12 protein-coding genes are annotated in these 13,844 nt (G+C 39.7%); 7 read left to right on the top strand and 5 right to left on the bottom strand.

Annotated elements, in window-relative coordinates; translation table 11 throughout:
- Positions 1-27 precede the first annotated feature (27 nt).
- A complete protein-coding gene (rpmA, locus tag ACT29I_RS19505) occupies positions 28-291 on the bottom strand; it encodes a 50S ribosomal protein L27 (protein ID WP_430932886.1) in 264 nt (87 codons plus the stop codon).
- A gap of 17 nt (positions 292-308) precedes the next feature.
- Positions 309-623: a 50S ribosomal protein L21 gene (gene rplU / locus ACT29I_RS19500; RefSeq protein ID WP_430932888.1), complete on the bottom strand. Its 315-nt coding sequence runs from the start codon at positions 621-623 to the stop codon at positions 309-311.
- Positions 624-1,282: 659 nt separating this feature from the next.
- Between rplU and ACT29I_RS19495 the strand changes: the two genes are divergently transcribed.
- The 4 genes from ACT29I_RS19495 (at position 1,283) to ACT29I_RS19480 (ending at position 5,266) form a co-directional block, all read left to right on the top strand.
- Complete coding sequence (locus ACT29I_RS19495) at positions 1,283-1,879, top strand: bifunctional nuclease family protein (RefSeq protein WP_430932889.1); 597 nt, start codon at positions 1,283-1,285, stop codon at positions 1,877-1,879.
- 33 nt (positions 1,880-1,912) lie between these two features.
- Entirely contained in the window at positions 1,913-3,310 is a 1,398-nt protein-coding gene (locus ACT29I_RS19490; protein WP_430932890.1) for a NupC/NupG family nucleoside CNT transporter, read from the top strand.
- A 171-nt stretch (positions 3,311-3,481) separates the two neighbouring features.
- Complete coding sequence (locus ACT29I_RS19485; protein ID WP_430932891.1) at positions 3,482-4,525, top strand: DUF4097 family beta strand repeat-containing protein; 1,044 nt, start codon at positions 3,482-3,484, stop codon at positions 4,523-4,525.
- Between the two features lie 99 nt (positions 4,526-4,624).
- On the top strand, positions 4,625-5,266 hold the full coding sequence (locus ACT29I_RS19480; RefSeq protein ID WP_430932892.1) for a hypothetical protein: 642 nt from the start codon (positions 4,625-4,627) through the stop codon (positions 5,264-5,266).
- Between the two features lie 131 nt (positions 5,267-5,397).
- Here ACT29I_RS19480 and ACT29I_RS19475 read toward each other — a convergent pair whose 3' ends face one another.
- From ACT29I_RS19475 to lysS, 3 genes are all read right to left on the bottom strand, one after another.
- Positions 5,398-6,735 (bottom strand): glucose-6-phosphate isomerase, encoded by a 1,338-nt coding sequence (locus ACT29I_RS19475; protein ID WP_430932893.1) that lies wholly within the window; start codon positions 6,733-6,735, stop codon positions 5,398-5,400.
- A gap of 34 nt (positions 6,736-6,769) precedes the next feature.
- Positions 6,770-7,765, bottom strand: coding sequence for an NAD(P)H-dependent glycerol-3-phosphate dehydrogenase (locus ACT29I_RS19470; protein ID WP_430932894.1), 996 nt, complete (start codon positions 7,763-7,765; stop codon positions 6,770-6,772).
- 229 nt (positions 7,766-7,994) lie between these two features.
- On the bottom strand, positions 7,995-9,716 hold the full coding sequence (lysS, locus tag ACT29I_RS19465; protein WP_430932895.1) for a lysine--tRNA ligase: 1,722 nt from the start codon (positions 9,714-9,716) through the stop codon (positions 7,995-7,997).
- 600 nt (positions 9,717-10,316) lie between these two features.
- Between lysS and lipA the strand changes: the two genes are divergently transcribed.
- The 3 genes from lipA to recJ all read left to right on the top strand — a co-directional run bounded on the left by lipA (position 10,317) and on the right by recJ (position 13,768).
- A complete protein-coding gene (gene lipA / locus ACT29I_RS19460; RefSeq protein ID WP_430932896.1) occupies positions 10,317-11,177 on the top strand; it encodes a lipoyl synthase in 861 nt (286 codons plus the stop codon).
- Positions 11,178-11,179: 2 nt separating this feature from the next.
- On the top strand, positions 11,180-11,884 hold the full coding sequence (lipB, locus tag ACT29I_RS19455) for a lipoyl(octanoyl) transferase LipB (RefSeq protein WP_430932897.1): 705 nt from the start codon (positions 11,180-11,182) through the stop codon (positions 11,882-11,884).
- A 150-nt stretch (positions 11,885-12,034) separates the two neighbouring features.
- Positions 12,035-13,768, top strand: coding sequence for a single-stranded-DNA-specific exonuclease RecJ (gene recJ, locus ACT29I_RS19450; protein WP_430932898.1), 1,734 nt, complete (start codon positions 12,035-12,037; stop codon positions 13,766-13,768).
- Positions 13,769-13,844: the final 76 nt, after the last annotated feature.

Genomic DNA, 13,844 nt, shown 5'->3' with positions numbered 1-13,844 from the left:
GACTCTTAAAATCATTACAAATCTTTTTTATTCAGCAGCAAAAGGCTCAACTGAAACATAAGATCTGTCGTTTCTTTTTTTACGGAATGTTACTGTTCCATCAATAAGTGCAAATAAAGTATGGTCTTTTCCCATACCTACATTGTCACCTGGGTGATGCTGAGTGCCTCTTTGGCGAACGATGATGTTACCGGCTCTGGCAGACTGGCCACCAAAAATTTTAACACCTAAACGTTTACTTTCGGACTCCCTACCGTTTTTCGAACTACCGACTCCTTTTTTATGTGCCATCTTATTCTAATTTTTTATTATCCAACTAAAATGTCTTCAATTTGAATTTGAGAAAATTGTTGACGGTGACCGTTTTTCTTCTTGTAACCTTTTCTTCTTTTCTTTTTGAAAACGATTACCTTATCACCTTTAACGTGTGTAAGTACCTTAGCGGTAACTTTAGCCCCCTCTACAACTGGTGCTCCTACCTGAACAGTTCCATCGTTGTCGATTAGCATCACTTTTTCAAATTCAACAGCAGCTCCTTCTTCTTGAGCCAGACGGTGTACATAAATCTTGCTGTCTTTTTCTACTTTAAATTGCTGTCCTGCAATATCTACAATCGCGTACATCACAAATTGTTTAAAAATTTAATCCAGGAGGCGGGCTTCTCTCTCATAATCAGCCACTTTACCATGCCCCACAAGAAACATTGGAGTGCAAAAGTACACATTAATTTTATTCCTGCAAAAATATTTTATTTAAAAGCATGAATTTCAATACGATTAGTTAATAGTTGATTGGCCAATAGCGCTTAAAATTACCTAATTAGGCTATACTAAAACTGATAATGCTGTAAGTATCATTAGTCGATACATTCGCTTTCGTGTTAAAACATACAAGACTGCATAATAACAAATGAGATATTTCTTTTAACCCGGATTATGCATTAGAACTTCGTCGTGAACATTGAAAGTGCAATAAAACAAGGCTTTACTGAAACGAGGCATCGCATCGTTATGGTGAGTTGAAGCGAAGCAGCGGAGTGTCTTGTTTTGAAAACAATTTCAATGTGTAATAGATTTTCTAATGCATATTGCGGGTTTAATTGACTATACCATTATCCATGTTACAAAAAGTTAGTTGTCCCAAAATCACAATCCACTTTTGACTACTGACCAATATGCTTTGTTGAACTGCTGATATAAGTTCGAACTTTGTTAAAAACATTTTGTTATATTTGTTTTAATATTATAAACATTACGTGTCTTCGCTATATCGAAGTTAGTCTATGAGCAAAAAGAAAATTAAACTAAATATACTTGGCTTGTCCTATAGCCAAACCCAATCGGGAGCGTATGCTTTGGTTTTGGCCGAAGAAGAAGGAGAAAGAAGAATTCCTATTATTATTGGAGGGGTAGAAGCACAATCTATTGCTATTAAATTAGAAGGACTTGAACCACCCCGTCCGCTCACCCACGATCTGTTTTTAAACTTCTCGCGTGCTTTTGGCATCGAAATTATTGAGGTAGTTATTTATAAACTGGAAGAAGGTATTTTTTACTCCGAGCTGGTTTGCAAAAAGGATGGGGAACAATTAAGAATTGACTCCAGAACTTCTGACGCGGTGGCACTGTCTTTACGCTTCAATTGTCCAATTTATACGTACGAAACAATTATCGAATCGGCGGGTATCGTGCTCGATGTTAGCAAAGACAAGGAGTTGGAGTTAGATGTTGATGAGCATGCCGCCAAAGGAGGAGAGTCAAAATATTCAAAAAAATCGTTGGACGACCTTCATAAGCTATTGGATGAGGCCATTGGTAACGAAGATTACGAAAAAGCTTCAGAAATAAGGGACGAAATTCAAAAAAGAAGTGCATCCTAACATTCAATTATAAACCTCATACATCAGGGATTCATGAGTAAAAAATTTATTCTGGTCATTGCTATGCTTTTACTGGCGGTGACACAACCCGCCTGGGCCAATTCGGTTGTTGAAACAACGCATGGCAGTGGCATATCCTTTCCAGGTGTTGCCAGGGGGGTTATTGGAATGATTGTTTTAATTGGCATAGCCTGGGTTTTCAGCACTAATAAAAAAGCAATAAACTGGAAGGTGGTTGGTATCGGGGTTTCTATTCAACTGATATTGGCCATTTCTATTTTAAACATCCCCTTTGTTCAATCCTTTTTTGAGTTTGTTAGTAGAGGTTTTGTTCAGGTATTAAACTTTACAGAAGCCGGTACTGCCTTTTTATTTAAAAGTTTTGGTTCCGGAGAAATTGAGTCTCCCCTATTGAACTTCGCCGTAACTATTCTGCCTACCATTGTATTTTTCTCTGCTTTGACAAGCCTTCTGTTTTATTTCGGTATCATTCAAAAGGTGGTATATGTTTTAGCCTTGGCAATGACCAAATTAATGCGCTTATCGGGTGCCGAGAGCCTATCCGTGGCAGGAAATATTTTTCTTGGCCAGACAGAATCCCCACTGATGATCAAAGCCTATCTCGATAAAATGAACCGTTCGGAGATGCTATTGGTAATGTCGGGAGGAATGGCTACCCTGGCAGGAGGCGTACTGGCCGTTTATATTAAAATTTTGGGCGGAGGAGACCCTGCTCAGGAGGTGATGTATGCCAAACACCTGCTGGCTGCTTCCATTATGGCGGCACCCGGTGTAGTTGTCATTTCAAAAATACTGCTTCCTCAGACAGAAAAAATTGACAACGAGGTAATTGTTGGCAAAGAGAAAATAGGTAAAAACGTACTGGATGCCATATCCAACGGAACCACAGAAGGACTAAAACTGGCTGTTAACGTAGGTGCCATGCTATTGGTATTTATTGCATTTATTGCAATGGCCAATTATATTTTCCTGAAAATAGGTCATTACTCCGGTTTAAACGAGATAATTGCGAATGGCACTAATGGTGAATATTCCGAATTGAACCTGCAATTTATCCTGGGATATCTATTTTCTCCTTTGATGTGGCTGATAGGTGTTTGCAAAGAGGATATAGACCTGGTAGGACGTGTTTTGGGCGAGAAACTGATTATGACCGAGTTTATTGGTTATGTGAGCCTGGGAGAATTGAAAGAGGCGGGAGCCTTTGCCCAACAAAAATCGGTTTACATAGCTACCTATGTACTTTGCGGCTTTGCTAATTTCGCATCCATCGGTATTCAGATAGGAGGTATTGGCGCAATAGCCCCAAGCCAGCGCGTTACATTAACTCAGTTAGGTGTTCGGGCCTTATTGGCAGGAACGTTGGCATCGCTTCTTTCTGCTACTATTGTTGGAATGATATTGGGTTAAAGACATTTAAATTTTTCTTAGCGACAGGGAGATTATTTACAACGTGCAAATATTTTCCCCGTCACTTTTTTTTGCGTACTTGTAACTTATCTTCACTCACAAGCGTCTCACCTAATATCTATCGGCATACCTTAATCATTATAATATTCAAATAGTATAACTTTCATAATCATGCAAAAACTAAAAATTTATTTTGTCGTTGCTGCTGTGCTTTTAAGTATGAACAATTGCATAATCAATGAAGTAAGCGGGCATGCGAATATAGTTATCGACCAAGCTGAAATAGACTTTGAAAACGTGGCAAGCCTTGTTGTGAACGGTTCGTTTTGTAACGTAAACATTGATAGCCACAGCTCAGACAACCTTCTTTTTAAGGGTGAAATTAAATCCAGCAAACAGCGTGATGACATTAAAATCAAGTACAAACAAAATGGCGCTAAACTAGTGGTGTGGATCGAAAGACCCAAAACGCTAAGAGGCTCTTTTAAAGGAGTACTTGATTTCAAGGTGCCCACCAACACCAATATAGATGTCGACAATTCATCGGGAAGCATGTATGTGGCCAATATCGGGCAAAGCACGATTGAACTCAAGGCAAGCTCCGGAAGCATTAGGGTCGAAAATGTTGACAGCCATCTCGAAGCTAAAACCAGCTCAGGAAGTTTAAAAATTAATAATATAAGGGGTGACCTGACTTGCATATCCTCGTCAGGCAGCCAATCCATTGTAGAGGTTGCTGGAGACGTAATCTCCAAATTATCTTCTGGAAGTATTAGCATGGAAGACATTAAAGGCAATGTTGTTAGCGAAAGCTCATCTGGCTCCCAAAGCATACAATTGGTGAAAGGAAATATAAAAGCTACAGCATCATCGGGTAGTATCCATCTTAACGATATACATGGTCATGTTAAAGCTAAGGCGAGTTCCGGCAGCATTAAACTAAACAACATCACAGGGGCGCTTGATCTTTACACTTCCAGCGGGGGACAATATGGCGAAGAGATCATGCTTACGGGCAATTCGTCGTTTAAATCTTCATCGGGCGGCATTAAAATTGGGGTATTAAACTCCGCGGATGAACTTTCTTTTGACCTAACAGCCTCTTCCGGCGGATTACAAGCAAAAGGTATCAACGGGAGAAAGGAACTAAAAATTAACAAAGGGGCCATACTGATAACGGGCGCCAGTTCATCAGGAGGACAAAAATATTATTAATCCGTTTAATCCTTGCACTTTTCCAAAGTTTTGAGCTTTAGAAAAGTTGTTATAAATCGAGATAAATGATATCTTGTGTTTACACACATACAAGTTCACATGAGCACGTTCGATTATTCCATTGCATACCACCTCACTTCCGATTTACAGGAAGACAAAAACGGCAAATATATTTGTAATTACAAAGCCGATATCAAGGTAAACAAATCGTCCGGGGACTATTTAAAAGTTGGACAGTTCAGTTTTACCATCATACTTTTGAACCAGATTCGACATGCAGGTCTTCAGCTGATAAAAATATTGGAACAACAGGAAGAATTAATTAATCCCTGCGAACAATTTGTAAAATTGGAGACCGGCGAATTTAAAAACGATTTAAAAGAAGTTATCCAGGGCAACATCTGCATTATTCACCAACTGGATTTACTTCCCGGGTTTAGGGGAAAAAATATTGGCGCCAGTGTGATTGAAGATTTTTGCTGTCGGTTCAAATCCATGTTTTCAGTACTCGCTGTTGAAGTGGAGCCATTCCAAATTACCACCATGAAGAAAAAGCGAAAAACAGGGGGTGAATTGGATGAATTTTCAAAAGCCATGAAATACGAGGATGACGTTTTTGATGAAGAAACAGCAAAATTAAAGCTGTTTTCGTTCTTCCAAAAGGTAGGTTTTAGTTACTTGAAAAAAGACTGGTTTTATATGAGCACATCGGTGACAAAACCGAAAGCGATAAATCATTAGAAAAACAAAGCCCGAAGAAATCAATCCCCGGGCTTTAATTATTTTTTAGAGCCTATTGCATCTTACCGCCAATTGAAAAATCCAGGTGGCGAGATGTTATTTAACTCCATATGTATTGTTTAGTCTGTAAGCTATAGTTTTGCCTTAATGGCTGCAGTCTCTGCTTCGAAACCTGGTTTTTCCAACAAGGCAAACATATTCTTTTTGTATGCCTCCACTCCCGGCTGGTCGAATGGGTTAACATTTAAAATATAACCGCTGATACCACAAGCTATCTCAAAGAAATACAACAATTGACCCAGGTAATACTCGTTCAATTCCGGAATTTCAATCTTGATATTTGGCACGCCACCGTCAACATGCGCCAATAGCGTACCTAGTTCAGCCATCTTATTCACGTCATCCACACGTTTACCTGCCAGGAAATTTAAACCATCCAGATCGGCCTCATCCGTTGGGACCGTAACCGTTTTATTGGCATTGGTTACTGTAATAATAGTTTCAAAGATGTTACGAACACCCTCCTGAATCCACTGTCCCATCGAGTGAAGGTCAGTTGAAAAATCAACAGCTGCAGGAAAAATACCTTTATTATCTTTTCCTTCGCTTTCGCCGTACAATTGCTTCCACCACTCTGCTACAAAGTGAAGTTTAGGCTGGTAGTTCACTAAAATTTCTGTTCCCTTTCCGTTTTTGTATAGCTCGTTACGTACGGCAGCATAGGTGGCTGCAGCACTGTTTTCTGCTTCGTCTGCCGTAATTTTTTCCATATCCTGTGCTCCCTTAACCAAACCACGAATATCGATGCCGGCCACGGCTATAGGCAATAAACCCACTGGTGTCAGCACAGAAAAACGACCTCCCACATCATCTGGAATAACGTAAGTCTTATATCCTTTTTGATCTGCCAAAGTTCTTAATGCACCTTTTTTAGCGTCGGTGATGGCCACAATACGATCTTTCGCCTCTTCTGCCGAATATTTGCTTTCCAGCAAATCTTTTAACAATCGGAAAGCCAATGCTGGTTCAGTGGTAGTTCCTGACTTGGAGATGACTACCAAAGCAAAAGATTTATCCTTTAAAAGGTCTAACAATTCAGCGGTATAATCTTCGCCTATATTTTGACCAGCGTAAACTACCACAGGATTTTTCCTGTCTGTAATTAACTGATCGAAACTGTTTGACATAGCGTCAATAACCGCTCTGGCCCCCAGGTAACTTCCGCCAATACCGATGACAACAACAACATCAGCTTTTGATTTCAGGCTGGCTGCAGTCGCTTCAATATCGGCTAATTGACCATCGTCAATGCTGGATGGAAGGTTTACCCATCCAAGGAAATCGCTTCCTTTCCCTGTTTTTTCGTATAAAGATTTAAGGTGAGAGGCAATCTCGTTTTTGTATCCGCTCACTTTCTCTTCTGAAATAAAATCGAAAGTTCTTGAGATATCAATTTTTAAATTTTCCATGGTGAAATTGATTTTTATGAATAAGGACTATATTTTAACGTAAGTTCTCAGTGAGCAAACGTATTTCGATGGATGGTGAAATACGCTCGTAGATTATATTGTAAACCGCATCAGTAATCGGCATGTTCACTTTATATTTTTCATTGATCTCTTTAATGCTTTTAACCGCATAGTAACCCTCAGCAATCATTAACATCTCCATTTGCGCATATTTAACCGAGTAGCCCTTTCCAATCATAGTCCCAAAGGTCCGGTTGCGGCTAAATTGCGAATATCCCGTCACCAACAAGTCGCCCAAATAGGCCGAACTTTTTATGTCACGGGTAATTGGATGCACCGTGTCCACAAATCGCTTGATCTCCTGAATTCCATTCGACATCAATACCGCCTGAAAGTTATCGCCATATCCCATTCCATGACAAATACCCGAGGCCACCGCCATAATATTTTTTAAAACGGCAGCAAATTCAGTCCCGTAAATATCGTCCGAAATAGAAGTCTTGATGTAACTGCAGTTTAAAAAAGAAGCAAATGCCCGGGCCTTTTTTACGTCCTGGCAGGCAATAGTCAAATACGAGAGTCGTTCTAACGCAACCTCCTCGGCATGACAGGGACCGGAAATCACCCCGATGCTATCCAATGGCACATCATAAAACTTGTTCAAAAACGTACCCACAATCATATTTTCTTCAGAAACCAAACCTTTAACCGCGGACACCATAAACTTATCCTTTATCGGCACCGATAATTCGCTTAAGGTATTTTTTAAAAAGGCTGACGGAATTGCAATAATAAGCACATCGCTCTCTTCTACAATATGGTTAATATCAGAGTAGAAATGTATTTTGTCTGTCTCAAAATCAACGCTAGTAAGGTAATTGGGGTTATGTCCAAACTTCCTGAACTTTTTTATATGTTTAGAATTTCGAAAATACCAATTAAATTCCAGTACATTGTTGGTGAGCATCTTGGCCAATGCCGTAGCCCAACTCCCACTACCAATTATACCAATTCTAGATGATTCGTCCATAAGATGTGATTATTCACTGCTTAAAATTAAGTTTTCCGATTAACACCCTACCCCCATATTCTTCCAGAAAAAGTAAAAACATTAGGCGTAAGGTACGAAAGCAAAATTTTTAATCCATTGGTTTTTAAAATGTAAGATTTTGATTGTTATTTAATTCAAAATATGTATTAATATTTTGCCGACTAACTTATTATAAGTCAAAAACCTGTTTGGTTTTGGCTTGTGTAAGTTAGGCTAACCAAGCCTTTACTTCATCTTGTGAAGGATTTTTATATCCTAACTTGTTCTTTTTATTGTAACCACACATATCCTGATGTAGCTTGGTAGGTTTCACCTCTTTAACTTCTTCAATTTTTTTATATCCCAGCTTAATGATAATCTCTGCCCATTCCTGGGGAACTCCAATTTCCGAGTATTTTTCAACACCATCTGCCTCTACCTTTTTCTCCGGACGCATCTGTGGAAATAACAGCACCTCCTGAATAGATTGTTGATTTGTCATCAACATGGCCAACCGGTCTACACCAATACCCATACCTGAGGTTGGCGGCATACCATATTCCAGCGAACGCACAAAGTCCATATCGATAAACATGGCCTCGTCATCTCCTTTTTCGGATAGTTTCAACTGGTCCTGGAAACGATCTAACTGATCGATTGGATCATTTAACTCCGAGTAAGCATTCGCAAGCTCTTTCCCGTTTACCATCAACTCAAATCGTTCTGTCAGCTCCGGGTTTTCGCGGTGCTTTTTGCAAAGTGGCGACATCTCCACAGGATAATCGGTTATAAAGGTAGGTTGAATATAACTACCTTCACACTTCTCTCCAAAAATCTCATCAATCAATTTTCCTTTTCCCATTGAAGGATCTGTCTCCACACCCAAATCCTCGCACACTGCCAAAAGCTGCTCTTCATTCATTCCGTTAATATCCACCCCGGTATGTTCTTTAATGGAGTCAATCATCGAAATGCGTTTGAAAGGACGCTTGAAATCAATTATGTTTTCGCCCACCTGTACCTTCGTTGTTCCATGCAAGGCAATTGCAACCCTTTCCACCATTTCTTCGGTGAAATTCATCATCCACTTATAATCTTTATAAGCCACATATATTTCCATTACCGTAAACTCGGGATTGTGTGTTCTGTCCATCCCTTCGTTTCGAAAATCTTTGGCAAACTCATAAACTCCGTCAAATCCGCCTACAATTAACCTTTTTAGATATAGTTCATTGGCTATACGCAAATACAACGGGATGTTTAAGGCATTATGATGGGTAATAAACGGACGGGCAGCGGCCCCTCCGGGTATTGCTTGCAAAATTGGTGTTTCCACTTCAAGATAGCCCTTCTCGTTAAAGAAATCACGCATCGTGTTGATGATCTTTGTTCTTTTAAGGAAAGTATCTTTTACCTGATCGTTTACTATCAAATCGACATAACGTTGTCGGTAACGCGTTTCTGGATCGGTAAATGCATCGTATGTTTTACCATCCTTTTCTTTTACAATGGGAAGCGGTTTTAACGACTTTGTTAATACCTTAAATTCTTTTACATAAACGGATGTTTCGCCCATTTGTGTTTTAAAAACATAACCGCGCACGCCTACAATGTCACCAATATCCAACAATTTTTTAAATACGGTGTTGTACATGGTTTTGTCCTCTCCCTCGCATATATCATCGCGACGGAAATATAATTGCATGCGGCCTTGTTTATCTTTGATTTCAGCAAACGAAGCATTACCCATAATCCTACGACTCATGATTCTTCCGGCCATAGTAATATCCTTCAACCCCTCCTCGTCTTCCTCAAACTGTTTCTTAACATCTTCTGAGTAATGTGTAATTTCGAATTCTTCAGCGGGAAAAGCATTTATCCCCAATTTGTTTAATTCTTCCAGACTATTACGTCTGATAATTTCTTGTTCGCTTAGTTCAACGGCACTCATACCAATTTATTATCTATTAAAATATTTAAGTTTTCTCACTGGAATCACAATGCTTCACAAACACAAAATCAGCAAGATAGCATATAGTATCCTTCTTTAAAATTATAGAAAAATCGATGCAAAGATAATCATTACGGGTTAATATTGAAGCCATAAAACCACATAGGCTTTGAACTTTATCCCAATTTTTTCATTATATAATGAATAATCCGCCATCAAAGGTGACGAAAGGTATGAATATCAAAACCTTGTCAGGATGAGCCCTGATATTGAAATTAAAAGAATTTCTTAAAAAAATAAATGTATTTCTCTCAATTTCAATAGCCAGCGTTAAGTGCTATAATACTATGGCATTTGTAGATTTAACTTATCTTTTAATATTTTAGGGTGATATCACATATTGTGTATCCTGTCAAAACTAACAAATTTCATAGGTTGCACCAGACAATTTTATGTAATATTGTAAGTTAATTTATACAAGTAATAATTTGCGTGGTAAGAGTGAAATAGTTTGTTTCTGAAAAAACAGCCAGCTCCAGACATGGTTTGGAGATTAAAATATGACCCTTATCAGCACTTTTAGTAAAATATATATAGAACATGAAAATAACAAGAAGGAAACCTGACTGGTTAAAAATACAACTCCCCAACACAGCTGATTACAAATGGATGAATCAGACTATCCGGGATAACAAATTACACACCATTTGCACTAGTGGGAAATGCCCAAATGCGGCGGAATGTTGGGGAGCGGGCACGGCCACTTTTATGATACTGGGTAACATATGTACCAGGGCGTGTAAATTTTGTAACGTGGCAACCGGAAAACCGTTAGCTGTAGACACTAAAGAACCTGTGCGAATTGCGCGTTCCATTCAAATAATGAAACTTAAGCATGCGGTAATTACCTCTGTTGATAGGGATGATTTGGAAGATGGCGGCGCCGGTATTTGGCACGAAACGATATTGAAAGTAAAAGAGATGAATCCAGAGACAACGCAAGAAGTACTGATTCCTGATTTCAACGGGCTTCATCATTTAATACAGAAAGTAATTGATGCTCAACCAGAAGTGGTTTCGCACAACCTGGAAACTACCAGAAGAATAACTCCAATTATCCGAAGCAGGGCAAAATACGATATTAGTCTGGATGTGCTAAAATATATCGCCGATGCAGGCGTGGTGGCAAAAACGGGCATCATGGTGGGCATAGGCGAAACAGAACAAGAAGTACTTGAAACCATGCAGGACGCTCATAAAGCAGGCGTAAAGGTGTTTACCATTGGCCAATATCTGCAACCCAGTAAAGATCATCTGCCTGTTGAAGAATACGTTACACCAGAACAATTTGCAAAATACGAAAAAGCAGGATTAGAGATGGGCTTTAAATATGTAGAGAGTGGCCCCATGGTACGATCATCGTATCATGCCGAAAAACATATTAATGCTTTAAAAGACTGACCATGAACACAAACACCATATTTGAGGATTTAGGCCTGATTGAATATAAAAAAGCCTGGGACTATCAGGAGGCAAACTTCAACGCCATTATCGATTCAAAGCTTTTCAACCGGGAAAATACCGAAAATCCCAAACTTATTACACACAAACTTTTGTTTTGCGAGCATCCACATGTCTATACTTTAGGGAAAAGCGGAGCGGTTAACAACCTTTTGATTAACGATGTTTTTTTAAAACAGATTAACGCCACTTATTACAAAAGCAACCGAGGGGGAGATATTACATACCATGGACCAGGTCAGATTGTTGGCTATCCTATTTTCGATCTGGAAGAAATGGGCCTAACGGTAAAAACCTATATCCAAAAGCTGGAAGAGGCTATTATTAATTGCATTGCTGAATACGGTATCCATGGTGCCAGGTTAAATGGTGCAACAGGTGTTTGGATAGACAAAGATCTGCCCGGCAAAACAAGAAAAATATGTGCCATCGGGGTGAAAGCAAGTCGTTATGTTAGCATGCACGGCTTTGCGCTCAACGTTAACACCGACCTAACGTACTTTAACCATATTAACCCATGCGGCTTTGTGGACAAAGGGGTAACTTCCATGCAAAAGGAATTGGGTGGAAAACAAGACTTTGAAAATGTAAAGAAGAATTTGCTGGGACATCTCGAAAAAGTATTCCAGTTAAATGTAAACAAATAGTACTTTACCTTAAACAGCTGATACTGCATTTGTTCACGATAGCATATTCACGCATTATACAGTTCATAAAGCATAAATAGCGGCACAGGGTTTTGAAAATCCATTTTTTTTGGGAAAATTTAACCTCGCAAAAAAGGCCTCATAAACAATATGGAGAAAAGATGGAATATTAAAGAAACTGGTGACGACGAAAAGGTCGAACACCTGTCGAAGGTTTTAAATATCGACAGGTTCCTTTCTAATTTACTGGTGCAAAGAGGGGTTGAGACATTCGATGAGGCAAAGGCGTTTTTCCGTCCGGCTTACGAGCACCTTCACGACCCGTTCTTGATGAAAGATATGGACAAGGCCATTGATCGCCTGGAACAGGCCATGGAAAAGGAGGAGAAGGTAGTTGTTTATGGCGACTACGACGTTGACGGGACAACTTCGGTAGCTTTAGTCTACTCATTCCTGAAGCCTTATTTTAAAAAAATTAGCTTCTATATCCCTAATCGTTACGAAGAAGGTTACGGAATCTCATATAAGGGTATCGATCATTTTTTCGAGGAAAAATGCACACTGGTAATTGCTTTGGACTGTGGGATTAAAGCGGTGGATAAAATGGAATACGCCAAAAAAAAAGGCATAGAGTTTATCATTTGCGACCACCATACCCCGGGAGATGTACTGCCGGATGCAGCAGCATGTCTCGATCCTAAAAGGCCGGATTGCAATTATCCCGACGAAAATCTTTCCGGTTGCGGCGTAGGATTCAAATTTTTACAGGCTTTTTGCAAAAGAAGAAATCTGGATCATTCCAAATTATACGATTATCTCGATCTGGTAGCCGTAAGTATTGCCTCCGACATTGTCCCCATTGCGGGCGAAAACAGGGTATTAGCTCACTTTGGACTTGAGAAGCTAAATACGAATCCCGGCATAGGACTTAAGCATATTATTAAGGTGGCCGGAATGCAGGGCCGGGAAATCACCATTAGCGATATCGTGTTTAAGATTGGGCCTAGAATTAATGCTGCCGGCAGGATTGATTCAGGTGGCGACGCCGTTGACTTGCTCGTTAGCACCAACGAAGAAAATGCTTCCAGCATGAGTATCGACATCGACAAGTGCAACGATACCCGCAAAGGGTTTGACCGGGATATTACCCAACAGGCCCTGGACTTAATAGCCAATAACGAGGAGTTTAAAAACAAAAAGTCAACTGTGCTCTTTGAGCCCCAGTGGCATAAGGGCGTGATTGGGATAGTAGCTTCCAGACTCACCGAAACCTACTATCGCCCCACGGTAATCCTAACCGAGTCAAAAGGTTTTGCAACAGGCTCTGCCCGCTCAGTCGAAGGGTTCGACCTGTACAAGGCCATCGATTCGTGCAGTGACCTACTCGAAAATTTCGGGGGACACATGTATGCGGCCGGGCTCACATTAAAACCAGAAAACATCCCAGCCTTTAAAAAGAGGTTTGAGGAGTATGTTGCGGAAAACATCACCCCGGACCAACTTATACCCCAAATCGAAGTGGACGAAGAGATTGGCCTAAAGGACATCAACGATAAATTCTTTAGGATTTTAAAACAGTTTCGGCCTTTTGGACCAGGTAACCTAAGGCCGGTATTTGTGACCAAGCGTGTTTTTGATTACGGCACAAGCAAAAAGGTGGGCAAAGATCAAGATCACCTTAAAGTGGAACTTATCGAAGAAAAATCAGGTTCTATTAAGCAAGGTATTGCTTTTTCAATGGGTGATTACCTGGATCAACTGCAAACCGGAAACCCGTTCGACGTATGTTACACCATAGAGGAAAATGTGTACAACGGTCGCTCAACCTTGCAAATGATGCTTAAGGATATGAAATTCCCTTATGCGGGAGAATATTCAGATTAATTGACAATTTGTTAGAAAAATAAAACAACAAAAATCAATTTCTTTTTGAAATAAATTATATTTGTAGCCATTGACA

Origin of the sequence: Saccharicrinis sp. GN24d3 (assembly GCF_052400645.1) — a bacterium.
Classification (GTDB): domain Bacteria; phylum Bacteroidota; class Bacteroidia; order Bacteroidales; family Marinilabiliaceae; genus Saccharicrinis.
This window is presented reverse-complemented; position numbering and strand designations above follow the sequence as displayed.